The sequence below is a fragment of the Pseudomonas sp. Hz4 genome (assembly GCF_054898165.1).
Genome location: NZ_CM142719.1, coordinates 1,587,455 through 1,604,676 on the forward strand (window position 1 = coordinate 1,587,455; position 17,222 = coordinate 1,604,676).

Sequence of the window (17,222 nt, forward strand, 5' to 3'; positions counted from 1 at the left end):
TCACATGGAACGGCTGCAGATCAACGAGCTTACAGAACGATACACCGCGGCGATGGTGGATGCCGTCTTGGGTCAGAGGCTTTGGCAGGGGCCCACCTCTCTGTTCAACCCGGACGAGCTGAGTGAATACCTGATGCTCGACACCCAGGACAGTGCGCAACTTGAAGCGACGTGGGTTTCTTCAACCGTTCGCTGCCTGCAGCAGCATATCCAGTCGGTCTATAGCGGCATGGAACCGGGGTACGAAAGCAGTTATTTCGAGTCGCAGGATGTTGATTACTGGTACCAGATACTCAGTCATTACAGCACCTGGTCGGCCAACGTGATGCTCAAGGACCAGGCGGAAAATTACATCGTCCCGTCGCTTCGCCTGAAAAAAACGGCACTGTTCCGATCGCTGGAAAGCAGCTTGAATCAGATGCGGCTGAGTACCGATTCGGTGCAGAGAGCCTTGATGGAGTACGTCCAGGCCTTCCAGCGCATCTGTGATCTGGATGTGATCAGTGGCTACATCGACGGCGCTGACAAGCAAAACGCGCGTTATTGTCTGATCGGCCAAGAGCGCACGCCACCGTTCGCTTACCACTGGCGTGACGTCAAGGTTGCGGTTGACAACAAAAGCGAAAGAATCAATCCGACGGCGTGGAGTGAATGGCAAAAAATCGATATAGGCACCGCTGACAAGGTGGTGGATATTCGTCCTGTGTATTGGGGCGGGCGCCTGATGCTCATCTGGTGTGAGTGGCGTGAGCGCCAGGTTGACAGTAACGGCGTGGTGCAGATGGCCTGGTCGCTGGAGATCAAGGCCTCCACCAGCTCTTTGAACCAGCAATGGTCCCCCCCGGTTTCGCTGCATCAACGATATTGCGATTACGACGTTTCCAACGGACGCTTGACGGCAGTATCACTTGGCGGCGGTGATCCACGCGATGACTTGCTGGCGGTCTGTTACACCAACCGCCAATCCCTGGACGCACAGCCTGCGATTCAGGAAATAGAAATTCTTGAAACCCGCGATGCGCTGTTCCGCAAGGTTCCTGATCCCGCGGCGACCGTGCTGGAAATGGCTTTTGCCCGGTTCAGGAATGCCAGCAGCCTACAGCAGAAAGTGGGGCCGGAGGACTACTCGCCCGTCACCATGACATCCGCCCCGGTTGTAATAGGGTCGATCAATGCACATCTGCTGTTTGATGCCATCTATATCTACGAAATCGTCAACGGCAATACTTTTGAAGTTCTCAGAGTGCGAGGGCGTTGCACCGCGGTGCGCGAGACCGGTCGTTCGATCAGACGGGTTTCGATCGGGTGGAGGACGGTGAGCCCCGCGAACACCTTCGACATCAAAATTGTCGATGCCGGCGAGAAACGGCTACGGTTCAGCATGACCACGCAAAAAAAGCCGACTCAGAACCATGTGGTGCAATTGCGCGAAAAGCTGGGCGGTGGCGACAAGGATCAAAAAATTGACCTTTACACATTTAAACCGGATGACTTCGAGCAAGAAATTTTAGCCGATGGCGTCTGGGTAGCGGAGGCGGTCGCCACGCTGTCTGACACCTCATCAGGCTGGCTGTTGGGCAGAACACTGGACGAGGTTCGGGCGGGTGCCGGCTTCACAATGACCGGTGATGTGGGGGACGCCGCCCTGAATGAGGAGAATCAAGTCGTTCCCTTTATTCAATATGCCTCGGTGCCTTTTCAGCTCAAATTGGGCGGCCGAACCGACCTAGATCCACTCGACTGGTTGTCGACCGGCCCGCTGGACGGACAGTACGCAACGCCTTGGTTGGTGTATCGCCGAGAGGCTCCGTCCGTTGGTGTAACTGCTTTTCCCATCAATGAAGAGATTAAATTCGAATTCGGTTCGCAGGGCGCCGACGGGCGAAATTTGTTTGCGGTAACGCTCACTCGCAGACCGCGGCAGTACACGACGCCGTCCATTGACAAAACCAGCACGCAGGGCGCGCAATTTTTGAGTTTCAACAATCCAGCGCAGGCACTCAAGCATGTGAGGGTGAATTCGACCTTCGGCCCGGTATTGATCAGCCGCGCCGCTGTTTCGGTCGATGCCTTGCTGGCCTGGGAGACTCAGCACATTGACGAGCCACAGCGACCGGACGGCACCATTGAGAAAAACGGGCCATTCGATGGTTGCAACGGGTTGTATTTCTGGGAGATGTTTTTTCATACACCAGACTTGGTGGGGTCTCGCCTGACGTCGGAAGGCCGCTACCGCGAAGCCCAAAGCTGGTATGGCTACGTATTCGATCCGCTGGCACGGGTAACTCCTAAACCAGGGCCGGAAGTTGCCGCCGATCCTGAACTCATTCCAGCCCCGGCCTACTGGCGCTGCCGCCCTTTGGGCAATGAGCTTGACCCCGCCTACGAAATTGAAGCACCGACAGATCCGGACGCGATCGGTTATTCCGCACCGGTTCACCTGAAAATTGCCCTGTTTCTGCGTTACGTGGATAACCTGGTTGCCTGGGGTGACAGTCAGTATCGGCGTCTGGACTACGACAGCATGGTCGCCGCCAGGCTTAATTACAGCAGAGCGTTGACGCTGATGGGCCGGGAGTTCACTGCCCGGACTGCCACGACCTGGCAACCCCAAAACCTCAAAGATCTTTTAACAGGCATCCGTGGGCGCGACGAGCTCAAGGCGTTTGAAAACCGTTTTGAGTTGCGGCTTGCCGACATACCTGCTGGCATGGTGGCAAAACCACGTTTCGATCTGCTCGGCTCCGGCGTGTTCTTGCCGGGCATCAATGAACGCCCCGAAGCCTTGCGTGCGTTACTCAAGTCGCGGCTTGAGAACTTGCGCCAGAATCGCTCGATTGACGGCCAGCCCCTGTCGATCCCGATATTCAGCCAGCCCCTTGATCCACTGAACCTGCTGCGAGCTCAGGGCAATGCCAATCCAGGCGAGGCACGTAACCCGGGTGGTCAGGTGCAAGTGGTCCCCTACAAATGGCAAACCGTCAACAGCCTTGCGTTCCAGGGCGTGGAGTTTTTGATCCAGCAAGAAGACCAACTGCGGTCCTGGCTGGAGCAGCGTGACCGAGGCGCGCTTGAGGAGTTGCAACAGGGGCACATGATCGAGCTGGTTGACTACGCCAGATCTGTGCATGCGGCGGAAATTGCCCAGTTGGAGGCAACGGCGACATCGTTGAGACACAGCGAAAGCATGCTCAGGGCCCGGGTCGAACATTATCAGGGACTGATTGACGAAGGCGTGTCGCAGGTCGAATACGACGTTTTGGAAAAGTCCAAACTGGCCCGGCAAATCAGCTTGATAGTCGGCCCGTCTCGGCTTGTAGGTGCTGCACTTGACGCCACGCTCCTGAATATTGCCGGGGTCGCCGCGGGCGGCTATCACTGGGGTGCACTAGCCTACGCTGTCGCCGACAATGTCCAAATGCTGTCCGACTGCCTGATGCGCGAAGCCGACGAGGCTAGCATCAACGAGCAGTATCGGCGGCGAGAACAAGAGTGGGCTTTTGTTCTTGACCAGTCGAAAGCCGAGTCACGGGTATTGAGCGCGCAGATCCTCGCCCAGCAACACGCTATCAGTTCCGCCCAGGCCAGCCTGCTTCAGGTGGAAGCAGCCAACACCCAAGCGTTAGCCGTGTATGCGTTCTACAAGAACCGCACCACCGGTCAGGACCTGAGTAACTGGGTGATCGGGCAGGTGAAGACCCTGATCTACCAGGCTTATGATCTGGTCGCCGGCCTGTGCCTGTGCGCCGAGACTTGTTGGCAGTATGAAATGGGTGATTTCCAGTCACGGTTTGTTCGCCCGGATGTCTGGATGGATACCTATCACGGACTGACGACCGGTTACTCCTTGAAACTGGATCTGATGAAGATGGCTGCCGCACGCCTGAAGCGTGACGAGCGCCGACTTGAGCTGGTGAAGACGATTTCCCTGCGCGCGCTGTGCGGCGACAAATGGCAAGCGTCCATCGAGAAAGGGCAACTGGATTTCTCGTTGAACGAACGGCTCTTCAACGAAGACTACCCGGGTCATTACTGCCGACAGGTCAAGCGAGTGGCGCTGTCTTTTCCCGGGCTGTTGGGCCCCTATGAAAATGTGCGTGCGGTACTGGTTCAAACCAGCAGCGCCACAACTCTTCAACCGAATATAGCTGCCGTCAAATACCTGCATGCTGACTCCACCGGTACGGTGCCTGATTCAGGGGTGCTGGTGCAGAACCTGCGGCCTTACCAGCAAGTGGCATTGTCCCTGGGGCTGGATGACAGCGGTACCACCGGTCCGCTGGAGGATGACCGTTATCAAAGCTTTGAAGGTACCGGGGCTCATGCGAAATACGTTCTGACATTTCCCCGTCCTGGGCAGGCAGCGCAAAGACGCCTTTTGGATTCATTGACGGACATCATCCTGACGCTGACGTACAAAGCCAGGGACGCAGGTCCCGAATTTGCCGCTGATATAGAAGCACTGCTTACAGGCGGCCGCGAAATGGCTACCACACCCGACATCACGAACCATGCGACTCGTTAGGGATGACACAGCCATGAACAGAAAGATGCTTCGCCGTAACGATAACTTCATCTTCAACGGTGACTTCCTGGAGAGCCTGACGCCCAGCTGGACGATCAGTGACAGAACTAAAGTCGTACGAAGCACTGGGCTTTGGCACGATGAGAAAGTCTGGTTTATGGAGGCCGTTAATGAGGGGGAGGGCTCGCAGGAGATAATCCTGGCCGTGCTTCCTCGTCCCACGCCAGAGCGTGCTGTTTACAGACTTTCGTTCATGTATGAAGTGTACGGCGGCAAAAATGCCAAAGTGAGGATCAAGCCATCGCTGAGCGATACGGTGGAAATACCGCTCGTATCCTCCAGAGCCGAACGTGGGCAGCCACCTGCACCTGACGTACTCCTTGATCTTCATCTTGTGCTTTTCTCGGAGGAGATCGCACTCGACCCGAAAGAAGACAAGGTCACAGTGACCTTCGTCAGTGCAAGCAAATTTCCGGAGGATTGGGGTGGGACGCGCATTGCGTTTGTTGCTGTGCAGTTGGAGCTGGAACCTCTGGAACTGCACACCATCACAATTGACGGCGAGCCGATGCCGGCCAGCGAGCCATTGCGCCTGTGCGCTGGAGCGAATGGCGTCAATGCCCATGCCATCACGTTCAACGCGGCCGCGAACAGCGTCTGGCGAGAAACCAGGGCGTCCTTGCAGGTGAGTAACGGCAATGATGACCCGACGGATATGCTCCGTGCCCTACCGCCTTGGGATTCGGAGCAGCTTATCGAATCGAACTGGAAAATCAGCTGTGCGCCGCTGGAAATGGATACGGATATCCCGCACAACCTGAGCCTGCTCAGTCAATACACCGCTGAGCGTTATGAGATCCCCGCTGTCTCGGGCCATTTCCGGCTCGATGTCATCGCTGTTGAGGAAGTCGCTTTTTACCCGGTGATCGACCTCGCGCAAAGCGTGACACTGTGTGTTCGCGTGGAGTCGCACTACATGAAGCTGCCACTCGCCAATCGCGAGGTGATCTGGACGCTGAAAGACGGTTTAGTCGACGTCGAAGTGGGCCGGTCGTTCTCGGACGCCGAGGGTGAGACTTGCCTGGAATGGACTCCCACCATGGCGGGTAACTGGGAACTCACCGCCTCGGTCGACAGCTACTACAGCAAACAGGACGCCCGTTTTGTGTTTCCAGTGCGGGCACTGCAAAGCGATCCGTGGCTGGGCGCGACATTCAAGTTGGATGATTGGGCGGATGATCCGGTGTGGGGGGAGGAAACCGGCTACCCATGTCGCGGCGCTACTCATAAAGTGACGGTGACATTTCCGGCCGGCCACCCACTGGACGGTACCGACCTGGCCTTGCACTGGAGCGGCGACGATACGCCCGAGGGGCTGGGCGTGGGGATCGCCCCGGCGCTGGAAAGCTTGAACCCGCTCGAGGGATCAGGCCTGACGTGGTACATGGCGTGTGAAAACCGCAGAGACAGCCAATTCAACCTCAGCGTCAGATGTTCAAAACTGCTTGAAACCTCGCCACTGCAGGTGATGGCGCTGGCGCACAATTGGCTGGCCATCGTCGATAGCAGGCAATCCACGAAGTTTCCTGTCGTGAAGGGCTTTCCCGTCAGGTTAGCGATTCAGATCCGATCTGAGGTGCCCGATGTGGGAACACTGCCGGACATCGAGGTCAAGTGGCACGTCGAGTTGGAGGAAGTAACGTTAAGTACCGGGGAGGACGGCTGGTCTGAGTTCCAGTTCAGTCCGGATCAGGAAGGGGACTTCAGCACCGAAGCCAAGGTAAGCAGTCCTTATGATCGTAACGAATTGGTGAAACGCTTCACGCTCAAGGTCCTGGGTGAGAATCCATGGCAGCAATTGGCAATCGTCACGCTGGCGGACAGACCCCCCTTGCCGATCGGACTTGTCTGCTTTCGTGATAATGAAGAAGCAGAGCTGCGGGTCGTTTCCATTGATGATGCTTTGGTGGACGAGGGCATCTGGCTATCGATAGAAGGCGACGAGGGCGCAGACCTGGCCCTGGTGTCCGACCCTCCCCTGGAGGAAGCACGCACAATGCCTGTCGACGGCTTGACGTGGAGGCTCAAATCGAACGCTTTGGCCAGCGCGCGCTTCACGTTGTCTATCCACCATAAAGAGCTGTCTACGCTTGAGCTGGCGGGGCTTTTGCTTTCCAGAGCGCTAGAGGGAGAAGGTACGTTGCAGTTGGACGGACAGGAGCTGGCCATATCGAGCAGCATCTACCCCTGCCTGGGCGCTGAGCACACACTAAAGTTCATTCCAAAATCCTTCAGCCCGTTGACCGGGCTGCACCTTTCAGCCAAAAACACAGGCGAAGCCCTAGGTATGAAACTCACGCCGGAAGCCGCGCGTGACCTGATCTCGGCGGGCTTGCAATGGGATCTTGATTGCCGCACCAGTCCTGCACCAGGGGCAACGGCGCTCGCACTGGATTTGGGTCAACTCCCGCTGGAGTACCCTTTGCGGCCTCTGTTGTTGGGGCACAACCGCATTGAGATCGTCGATGTCCGTGAGGCCACTTTTGATCCGCAGGTAGGTGAATCCGTCCTGCTGGAACTAAAAGTTCAGTCGTTTTACACCAAACGTCCCGTGAAGGATGTCCGTGTAAGTTTCCAGTACGGGGACATTGCCGAAGAGCAGCCGACAGAGGAAACAGGCTGGGCGCGCTTTCGCTTTTTTCCGACTGAATCGGGCGATGCGCAGGTGATCGCCAAGGTCCCAAGTATCTACGATGGACCCGATGCGTTTCCGACTCACACATTCAACGTCAAGGTACTGCCCGTCAGACCGGGTTCAACTCAGATAGCTCAGGAGGGAGCACCCATGCTTGATCATCAGGATTCGACCCGTGATCAATTCGTGATTACCAAGGTTCGCGAGGCCAGTTTCGATCCGCAAGTAGGCGAAACTGTCTGGTTGGGTCTGGAGGCTCGCACGTCCGGTGTTCGCGTCGCTGCGTCCGGGATAACAGTGCATTTTCGTGTAGGGGAGCAGCAGGTAAGCGTGTTGACCAACAGCGAGGGCTGGGCGGATTTCGCCTATAAGGCTGAACACGCGAGCGATGTCAAAGTCACTGCCACGCTGGAACTGGAAGGTGCTGGCGGTCAGATGGGCCCATCGCATACCTTTGATGTCACCACACTTGCGGCCGGTGTCTGGGATGCCGCGCAAATCGGGCTGAACAGTTCACTTCCAGAGCAATGGGGTGTTCAGGTTTTGTTTCCCCGAACCTCCCGGACCGAGACTGTCAAGTTGAGTGTCGATGCAAGCAGTCCGTTGCTGGGTCGCGATATTTCACTCGGGCTCAACGGCTATTCCAAACCCAGTGAGCTTGGGGTCACACTGACGCCTGCTTTGGGTGTTGCCCGCCCCCTGACGGCGGCAGGGTTGAGTTGGACATTAAAAGGCACGCCCGGCGGTGCATGCACTCTTTTCCTGAATGCGTCGCGCATACTCAAGCGATCGCCATACAATCCGGTGTCTTTGGGGGCGACTGCTATTCCCGCATTAGGGAACGGAGGGGAAAGGCCTGTCGAGCCGTCGGATGGGGGCCCGACTGCGGTTTAGAGCGCGCCGGCCTTTTTCCAGTTCAAATACCGCATCACCAGCGTGCTGCCGAGCTGCTGAGGTTGGGCTTCAAGTAACGCAACACCTTGGGCTCTCACCTGCTCATGGTGTTGCGCGCTTGCATTCAAATAATTCACCGCCGCGCAGTAAGACAGTGCTTCGTCAAAAGTTTGCACCCGACGCTGGCGTATCTCGTCGAGTTTGTTTTCCCGAAGGCTGGCCACCAACACCCGATGCTGCTGACTCAGCCGTTTGACCGCGGCTAGTAATTCTTCATCATACTCATCCCGCAAATTGGTCACCAGCACCACCAACGCCCGGCGTTTTTGCCGAACCAGCAATTGGCTGACGGCGGCCTGATAATCGGCAGGGTGCCGGGTGCTATCGAGGTCGTAAACCGTATTGAGCAGCACGTTGAGCTGGCCGGTACCTTTGACCGGCGCCAGGTAGCGCGGTTGATCGCTGGCGAACGTACTCAGCCCCACGGCATCGCCCTGACGTAAAGCGACGTAACTGAGCAACAAACAAGCGTTCAGCGCGTGATCGAAATGCGACAGCTCATCATCCTGACTGCGCATGCGTCGGCCGCAATCGAGCATGAAGATGATCTGCTGGTCACGTTCGTCTTCGTATTCCCGGGCGATGGGGGTGCGATGGCGAGCCGTGGCTTTCCAGTCGATCTGGCGCAGGCTGTCGCCCTCGCGAAACTCGCGCAGCTGATGGAATTCCTGACCCTGGCCCCGTCGTTGGCGCTGGCGTACGCCGAGCTGGCTCAGCCAGTTGTCCACCGCCAACAGCTGGCCGCCGTAGAGCCGGGCGAAGTCGGGGTAGACGCGGGTGTTGTCGGTGACGTTGAGCAGGCGTTTGTCCGACCACAATCCCATCGGACTCGGCAGGCTGATTTCGCAATGTTCGAAGATGAAGTGCCCACGTTTGAGCGGGCGCAGGCGATAGCCGATCCGGCTGTGTTGGCCGGGTTGCAGTTCGACTGACAACGGCAGGTTTTCAAAGCTCAGCCCCTGCGGTACGTGATCGAAGATCTGAATGTGCAACGGCTGGTGGAAATCATGCTCGACCTCCAGTTGTACTTCGCCCCAACGACCGAGCGCCAGGCTGCCGGGCATCTGCCGTTTTACGCGAGGCGAGGGCAGGCGCTTGAGGCGCACGGCATCCAGTGTCGCCAAAACCAGCAGCGCCAGCAGCAATCCCCAGTTGATCGACGACAGACTGGTGGGGACTTCAACGTCCAATGCCCGCAAAGTGCCCAGCACAATGCCGATGGCCAGCAGGATCGCCGGCCAGATCAATAGCAGGCGCGAAGGTTTCACAGACGCGGCGCCGGGACTTGATCGAGTAGTTGCTTGAGCACCTGATCGACGTCCAGCTCTTCGATGTCCAGCTCCGGCGCAATGCGCACACGATGGCGCAGCACGGCCAATGCGCAGCCTTTGATGTCATCCGGAATCACGAACTCGCCACCGCGCAACAAGGCCCGGGCTCGGGCACAACGCACCAGTGCGATTGAAGCGCGTGGCCCGGCGCCGAGGGTCAATCCCGGCCAGGTCCGAGTGGTGCGGGCCAGGCGTACGGCGTAATCGAGTACCTGATCGTCCATCGGCAGATCGCTGGCAATGCGTTGCAAGGCCAGCACGTCTTTGGCTTGCAACACGGTGCGCAGCGGTTGCACGTCGAGCATGTCGGCGCGGGTCGAGCGGCTGACCTGGCGGACCATGTTCAATTCTTGCTCGGCGTCGGGGTAATCCATGCGCACCTTGAGCATGAAGCGATCGAGCTCGGCTTCGGGCAGTGGATAAGTGCCTTCCTGCTCGATGGGGTTTTGCGTGGCGAGCACCATGAACGGTTGCACGATGGGCAGGGCGCGCCCTTCGAGGGTGACTTGGCGTTCCTGCATGGCTTCGAGCAGCGCCGCCTGGGTTTTCGCCGGGGCGCGGTTGATCTCGTCGGCCAGCAGCAGGTTGGTGAACAGCGGACCTTTGCGCAGTTTGAATTGCTCGGTTTGCAAGTCGTAGACCGCGTGCCCGGTGACGTCGCTGGGCATCAGGTCGGGGGTGAACTGGATGCGTGCGAACTCGCCACCGAAGCAGCGGGCGAGGGCACGCACCAACAAAGTTTTACCCAACCCCGGCACGCCTTCGAGCAGCACATGGCCGCCAGCGATCAGGGCGGTGAGGACGTCGTCGATCACCGTGTTTTGGCCGATCACGGCTTTCTGCAACTCGGTTCGCACCGCCTGGGCCAGTTGGCTGGCGCGCTGACGTTGTTGCGCGGCGTGGCTCGGTGCGCTGGGCTCGATCTGTTGACTCATAAGGCGTTCCTCAAGGTTTGCAGGTGGGCGACCTGGCGGCTGAATTCAGCGCTGGACAGCTGCGGTTTCGGTCGCGGGCTCATGGCCTGGCTGATAGCGCGTGTGGGTTGGCCGGTCAGGCGTGCGAGCACCAGCCATTGCTCGGCAACGTTCAATTGTTCGTATCCGGGATGACGGCGCCGCACACGACGCAGGATGTCGTGTTGCAAGGCGTGCAGCAGGTGCTGCTGCCCGTTGCGGCGCAACATGAAATCGGCGCTGGCGCGCAGGTGTTCCTGAAGTTGCCGGCGACCTTTCGGAGCAGGATCCAGCAGCGGACCATTGCGCACCCCGACATGCCAGAGCGCAAGACCGATCAGGGCGATGAGGGCGACCAACGCCTGAGGGAAATTTCGTACCAGCAAGGTCAGCAGACTGTCGTGATCAGTGTTGAACAGCAAGGTCACGCTTGTGTCGGCGGTCAGGTACCAGAGCAGCCAGGCGTTGTCGTATTGGTCGATGGCCGGGGTTTTCCACAGGTCGGCGTCAGTGACCACGGTGATCGAACCGAGCCCGTGGTTCAGCTGCATCATGTGCGTGGCCTTGCCACTGTTGGCCCAGGCTTGCACGAGATTTTTCGGGTCTTCGAGATGGAACGCGGTATCGAAGCTGGCGTAGGCCGGTGCGTCTTCGTCTTCCAGATACAGCTTGGTCAGTTTGGGGTAAGGGTCGTCGCTATTATTGGGCGGCGGGTCCTTGAGGTCTTTGCTCAGCGACTGGTGCAACTGCACTCGGTCGAGCAGCAGGTCATTGCTCTGGCCGGTCTTTTCATCCCAAAGCGACTGGGCGACAAACAACAGACGCCCACCGGCCCGGGTCCAGTTCATCACTTGATCAATCTGGCGCGGCGTCATGGTGTAGCGGTCTGCGAGCAATAACAGACTGTGTTGATGCGGATCGAGGGTAGGCAGAATGTCGAGGCTGTTGGCGTGGCTGATGGTCAGGCCCTGTTTGCGCAGGAAATGCGCTGCGGCCAAATAGGGATTGGCTTGGGCTTCGGGGGACGGGCCGTGATCGATTTCTGCCGGATAGGGCGTGGCCTTCAGGTACAGATAGACACTCAACGCGCCCACCAGCACGCTGATGAACACGCCGGCCGAATACCACAACCGCCGGTTCAACGAGGCGCTCCCGGGCCGAACAATGTTCGCCAGGCGTCACAGAGTTCCTGTTGCAAATGCGCAGGTGGCAGGCGATGCCCGTAGGCCATGTTCTGCCAATGCCCGGTCAGGGTTCTGCTGAAGGCCAGCAAGGCCGGTTGATGCAGTTGCTCGACGCGTTGCAGCACCTCGCCTTCAGTATCGGCGGGTTTCAGCGCCATGTTGTGGTCGTGCAACAAGTGACTGAGCAGGGCGCGATAGAGCAACCCGAGGGCAGCGCGTGGGTTGGTTTGCCAGAGACTTTCGGCGCTGGCAGCGATGTCCGCGGGCAGGGTTTCGCGATTCAGGTCCAGACCGAAAGCTTGCTGCGGCAATGGGCGTGCGACTCTACGGTTTAACGCCGGCCGACGGCTGACGAACGCCTGCAACCAGTCGCGGTAACGCCAGATCAGCAAGCCGATGGCACCCATCACGGCGCCCCACAGCAGCACTTCAATCAAAGTGGCGAGAAAGCCGAAACGCTGGCTGTCGAGCAGACTGGCCAGAGCCTTCAGCCATTCAGGTATTTTCCCGTCATCCGGTGTTTGGGTGTCGGGTGTGTCTTCGCCAAACCGGTAGCGGGTCACCGTTTCCTTGTTCTTGAACGGGGGCTGGTCGAGAATTTTCTTGATGCTGTCTTTGGACGCCTGGCTGGTCAGCGGCTGATCCAGCAGGCGTGGGCTTTCCGGCGTGATCACCGGCTCGTCGGCCCAGACGTTGGGTGCGGCCGGCACCAGCAGTATCGCGGCCAGCAGCAGAGTGACCGCCGTGGTGTTGAGGCGTTGGCGCAATCGGCGGAACACCAGTTCGATGTCCCAGGCTTCCAGGATCGTGCGCCGATTCAGATAAAGGCTGAAGCCGCAGGCCACATAGATCGGTTCCCAGACAATCAGCACCAGCACGTAAAAGGCATTGGTCAGGTGTTCCAGCCATCGCCAGTCCTGTGTGGCGGCGGTGATCAAGGTCTGCCAGCTCCAGTCGAGTTCGACCTGTTGTGGCAAGAACATATAGAACAACACCATCAGGCCAATCCACAGCGCACTTTCCAGATGCACGCCGATGATGGTCAGCCACTGCGCCGCGCCAGCGTTGCGCTGTAGCAACACCCGCAAACGCTGTTGTCGTGCCTGACCACTCAGGCCTTCAAGTTGCACCACCGGCATCACAAAACTGCGGCTCAGGCTCAGCCGTCGCCAGGTCAGGCTGGCCAGCAGTTGTGGCATGAGCAGGCGCGGCCATTGGCGCAGCGCTTGTTTCAATGTGGGCGTTTCACCGAACATTACTTTGGAAAGGATGTACAGCGGCAGTCGCTCGAACGCCGGTTTCAGCCACCAGAAGATGAACACCGCGAGGGAGGGCGAATCCCACAGAAACAAGGTGAGCAGCGCGAAGATCGGCAAGGTGATGATGGCCCAACTGGTCATCAGCAATCGTCGATGGCGCTGGCTGAGCAGCACGCCCAGGTCCATGGCTTCCCAGGTGGTCCGCGGGCGGATCACGACCGTGGCGTCAGTCAGGCGCATGGCGGGTTCGTCCGGCAAACAGCAGATAAGTCGCCACCAACAACCAAAGCGCCGCGCCGACCAGATATTTGGTCATTGGCGCCGGTGCGGTCATCGACGACCAGTAGGCTTCGATAAACGCGGCAATCAGCAGAAACAGCATGACGCCGCAGATCAGCAACACGCTCTTGCGCGCCGCCAATCGCAACGCTTCGGCGCGGGGCAGGCGCCCCGGCGCGATCAATGCCCAGCCCAGTTGCAGGCCGGCGGCACCGGCCAGCGCAATGGCGCTCAGTTCGAAGGCGCCGTGACCGATCACGAACGACCAGAAGGTTTGCCCGTAGCCGATGTGCGTCAGGTGCCCGGCCACGGCGCCAATCATCAAGCCGTTGAAGAACAGGAAAAACGCGCTGCCCAGTCCAAACAGCAAACCACTGGCGAAGGTCTGAAAGGCGATGCCAATGTTGTGCATGATGTAGTAACCGAACATCACCCAGTCTTCACTGGCCGCCCGTTCCGCCGAACGCCCCAGGTGACCGGCGTCGGGGTCGTACATACCTTGCATCTCGCTGACCTGCTCAGCCGGGATCAGGTTGTAGACCAGGTCAGGGAACAGATACACCAGCAGCGCGAAGCCGATCAGGCTGCCAAAAAACATCAGGCTGGCGGCGAGTACAAAGCGCCATTGTTCGCGCACCAGGCGCGGGAAGTCGGCAAGGATAAAGCTCAGTATGTTGGCGCCCAGTCGGCTGCGATGCCGATAAAGCTGTTGATGCCCTCGCAGCACGTGTTGCTGCAAGGAGTCGATCAGGAAACTGCTGTAGCCGCGTTCCTGAGCCAGTGCCAACTGGTGGCAGAGCCGTCGATAGTCTTTCGGGAAACTGGCGATCCGTTGGGTTTCCTTGCCTCGCTCCAGCTGTTCGAGCATCAGGGAAAACTGCTCCCATTCGGCCTTGTGGCGATTTTCGAAAAGACTTTGCTTCATGCGGGCCCCAACAAGCCGTGGGCGATGCCATTGAGTTCCGCCACGGCGTGTGGCGCGGAGACCTGCAACGGTTGGGCAAGGATCGACGCGAGTTCGTTCGTCCGCGCTTCGGAGAGTTCGCCCTGGCGTTCGGCAAACCCGAGAATGGCGCGTTGTTCGAGCAGCGTCAGGGCAAAGGCCGGGCGCCGAGGCTGGACGTCGGGCAATTGCGGTCGGGTCAACGGCTGTTCGCGGTAGATCACCAGCGTGCCAGCGGCCAGGTCGCCGAGGCGTTTGAAGGTGGGGTGTTGCAGGCAACTGATGGCGCCTAGGAAGTAGCCGAAGGGCAACAGGTCGACGAATCGCAACAGGTTGCGCAACAGCGAAGCGGACCATCCGATCGGCGTGCCGTCGTCCTGCACCACCCGCAGGCCCATCCATTGCTTGCCTGGCGAACGCCCTTGATTGAGCACTTCGAACAGCACCATGTACCACCAGCTCACCACGAACAGCAGAATCGAGCCGAGCCCTGCACCGAGTTTTCCGAGGAACGCCAGGACAATGAACAGCAGGCCGACGATCAACCCGCGCAGCCCAAGGTCGATGGCGAATGCCAGCGCACGAACCATCAACCCGGCCGGGCGCAGTGGCAAGTCGATACCTTCCGGCGTTTCGACTTGATACCGCGTATCCAGTGGCGCGGACAGCGTCGCTTTCCTTGGCAGTGCGGTGGTCTCGAGCATGGGCAACCTTAATGTGGCCTGTTCGGGATTCGATGTCCGGCCGATGCTAGCAGCCTCTCGGGGGAAAACGACATATCTATGTATTGCACGGTGCGTGGTCAGAGGTGATTGAATGACGAGATTACTGGCCGGGGCGGGATGTGAACGCCTAGACTTCGCCGATCTTCAGTTCAGGAATAGCCCGTGACCTCTATCTTCTGGTACGACTATGAAACCACTGGCATCAACCCCCGTTGCGACCGCCCGCTACAAATGGCGGGGATTCGCACTGACTTCGATCTCAATGAAATAGACGAGCCGGTCAACCTTTACTGCCAGCCCAGTGAAGACATCCTGCCCCATCCTGCGGCCTGCGCGATCACGGGGATTACGCCCGGTCGACTGGCCGAACAGGGTCTGAGCGAAGCCGATTTCATGACCCGGGTGCATGCCCAACTCGCTGCGCCCGGCACGTGTGGGGCGGGGTACAACACGTTGCGTTTCGACGACGAGATGACCCGTTACAGCCTGTACCGAAACTTTTTTGACCCTTACGCGCGCGAGTGGCAGGGCGGTAATAGCCGCTGGGACCTGATTGATGTGGTGCGTGCAGCGTATGCCTTGCGCCCCGATGGCATCGTTTGGCCAAAGGACGACGAGGGGCGGGTGACGCTCAAACTCGAACGCCTGACCGCCGCCAATGGCATTGATCACGGCAATGCTCACGAAGCGCTGTCGGACGTTCGCGCCACCATCGCCTTGGCGCGTCTGATCCGGGAAAAACAGCCGAAGTTGTATGACTGGTTGTTTCAGTTGCGCGGTAAACAAAAGGTGATGGATCAGATTCGGCTGTTGCAGCCAATGGTGCACATCTCCGGGCGATTCTCGGCGGCGCGCAGTTATGTCGGTGTGGTGCTGCCCTTGGCCTGGCATCCGCGCAACAAGAACGCTTTGATTGTCTGTGACCTGCACCTGGACCCTCAGGGTTTGCTCGATCTTGATGCCGACACCTTGCGTCAACGGCTGTATACCCGCCGCGATGACTTGGCCGAGGGCGAGTTGCCGGTGCCGCTCAAACTTATCCACATCAACAAATGCCCGGTGGTGGCGCCGTTGTCGGTACTTCGTTCTGAAGACCAGCAACGTTTGGGGCTGGATATGTCGCTCTACCAAGAGCGTGCGCTGCGGCTAAATGACGCACAAAAAGTTTGGCGAGATAAAGTTCAGGCGATTTATGCCAGCGAAGACTTCACCTCGAGCCAAGACCCCGAGCAACAGTTATACGATGGTTTTATCGGTGATCGGGATCGGCGTCTATGTGAGCAAGTCAGGTCTGCCGACCCCGCTCAATTAGCGCAACAACAATGGCCTTTCGATGATGAACGCTTGCCTGAATTATTGTTTCGATATCGCGCCCGCAACTTCCCCGATACGTTGAGTTTCGAAGAGCAAGAGCGTTGGCGAATATTCTGTCAGCAACGTTTGTCAGCACCCGAATGGGGGGCGCCAAATACGCTGGACACTTTTGTAGAGGCCGCAGCCCAATGGAACACTAGTGCTACATCGATTCAGCGGGAGGTGCTGAATGAATGGCAGAATTATGTTCAGGGATTGCGCAAACGATTGAATCTTTGAAAACGAATATGTCCGGGGCTGAATGCCGGGCATAAAAAAAACGCCAGCATCAGCTGGCGTTCTTTTTTGTCGCGGATGAGTCTGCGACAAACTCTGCCGCTTAGCCCAGCAGGGTAGCCCAGCCTTCAACCACGTCACCGCCCCACTTGGCTTTCCACTCTTTCAGCGTTTTGTGGTTGCCACCTTTGGTTTCGATGACTTCGCCGTTGTGCGGGTTTTTGTATTGCTTAACTTTGCGAGCACGCTTGGTGCCAGTAGTTTTTACTGCGCCGCCGCGTGGCGCCTTGGTTTTGGACTCTGGATCCAACAACGCGATGATGTCACGCAGAGACTTGGAGTATTCGCCCATCAGGGTGCGCAGTTTGCCTTCGAATTCCAGCTCGGTTTGCAGTTTGTCGTCTTGGGACAGGTTCTTCAAACGGGCTTGCAGCTCTTTGATAGCTTCTTCGGTGGCGCGATATTCGTTGATCAAGGACATGAGGACTACCTTATGTTGGGGCGCTGGATGGCAGGTGACAGTGCGGCAATAATAGTCAGGGTGTTTCACCAAGTAAACATTAACCGTAGTTTTATTTAAATGAGTTACGGTAAATAGGGCATAAATTGCAGGTGTAGTTAAATAGTGTGATGCCGTCATCACAGATATTCACAATTGTGCACTTGAAGATGGGCAACAGGAACACCATCGCGCGGGTAGGGTGCTGCCAGAACCTCTGTGCCCACCGTCGTGCCGGGCAAGACGTCATCAATACTGCAGTTTTGCTGCGTAATCGCTAGAATG

10 protein-coding genes are annotated in these 17,222 nt (G+C 58.3%); 3 read left to right on the forward strand and 7 right to left on the reverse strand.

Annotated elements, in window-relative coordinates:
- Positions 1-4 precede the first annotated feature (4 nt).
- A complete protein-coding gene (locus ACYZTR_RS07025) occupies positions 5-4,525 on the forward strand; it encodes a Tc toxin subunit A-related protein (protein ID WP_461977564.1) in 4,521 nt (1,506 codons plus the stop codon).
- 13 nt (positions 4,526-4,538) lie between these two features.
- Positions 4,539-8,114 carry a hypothetical protein gene (locus ACYZTR_RS07030; protein ID WP_461977565.1) on the forward strand — a complete coding sequence of 1,192 codons (3,576 nt, stop codon included), beginning with the start codon at positions 4,539-4,541 and terminating at the stop codon, positions 8,112-8,114.
- Here the strand turns inward: ACYZTR_RS07030 and ACYZTR_RS07035 are convergent.
- The 6 genes from ACYZTR_RS07035 to ACYZTR_RS07060 are packed head-to-tail and all read right to left on the reverse strand — an operon-like array spanning position 8,111 to position 14,827.
- The gene (locus tag ACYZTR_RS07035; RefSeq protein ID WP_461977567.1) at positions 8,111-9,442 is read right to left on the reverse strand and encodes a DUF58 domain-containing protein; all 1,332 of its coding nucleotides are present in this window, start codon (positions 9,440-9,442) and stop codon (positions 8,111-8,113) included. The genes ACYZTR_RS07030 and ACYZTR_RS07035 overlap by 4 nt on opposite strands.
- Positions 9,439-10,440 (reverse strand): AAA family ATPase, encoded by a 1,002-nt coding sequence (locus tag ACYZTR_RS07040; protein ID WP_461977569.1) that lies wholly within the window; start codon positions 10,438-10,440, stop codon positions 9,439-9,441. Before ACYZTR_RS07040 ends, ACYZTR_RS07035 begins: the two co-directional genes overlap by 4 nt.
- Positions 10,437-11,600: a DUF4350 domain-containing protein gene (locus ACYZTR_RS07045; RefSeq protein WP_461977571.1), complete on the reverse strand. Its 1,164-nt coding sequence runs from the start codon at positions 11,598-11,600 to the stop codon at positions 10,437-10,439. The genes ACYZTR_RS07040 and ACYZTR_RS07045 overlap by 4 nt, the downstream gene beginning before the upstream one ends.
- Entirely contained in the window at positions 11,597-13,141 is a 1,545-nt protein-coding gene (locus tag ACYZTR_RS07050) for a DUF4129 domain-containing protein (protein ID WP_461977572.1), read from the reverse strand. Before ACYZTR_RS07050 ends, ACYZTR_RS07045 begins: the two co-directional genes overlap by 4 nt.
- Positions 13,128-14,105: a stage II sporulation protein M gene (locus ACYZTR_RS07055; RefSeq protein WP_461977574.1), complete on the reverse strand. Its 978-nt coding sequence runs from the start codon at positions 14,103-14,105 to the stop codon at positions 13,128-13,130. Before ACYZTR_RS07055 ends, ACYZTR_RS07050 begins: the two co-directional genes overlap by 14 nt.
- On the reverse strand, positions 14,102-14,827 hold the full coding sequence (locus tag ACYZTR_RS07060; RefSeq protein WP_461977576.1) for an RDD family protein: 726 nt from the start codon (positions 14,825-14,827) through the stop codon (positions 14,102-14,104). Before ACYZTR_RS07060 ends, ACYZTR_RS07055 begins: the two co-directional genes overlap by 4 nt.
- A gap of 183 nt (positions 14,828-15,010) precedes the next feature.
- On the opposite strand from ACYZTR_RS07060, the gene sbcB reads away from it, so the two are divergent.
- On the forward strand, positions 15,011-16,441 hold the full coding sequence (gene sbcB, locus ACYZTR_RS07065; protein ID WP_461977578.1) for an exodeoxyribonuclease I: 1,431 nt from the start codon (positions 15,011-15,013) through the stop codon (positions 16,439-16,441).
- Positions 16,442-16,541: 100 nt separating this feature from the next.
- On the opposite strand, the gene mvaT is transcribed toward sbcB, so the two are convergent.
- Entirely contained in the window at positions 16,542-16,919 is a 378-nt protein-coding gene (mvaT, locus tag ACYZTR_RS07070) for a histone-like nucleoid-structuring protein MvaT (protein WP_007933316.1), read from the reverse strand.
- Positions 16,920-17,222 lie beyond the last annotated feature (303 nt).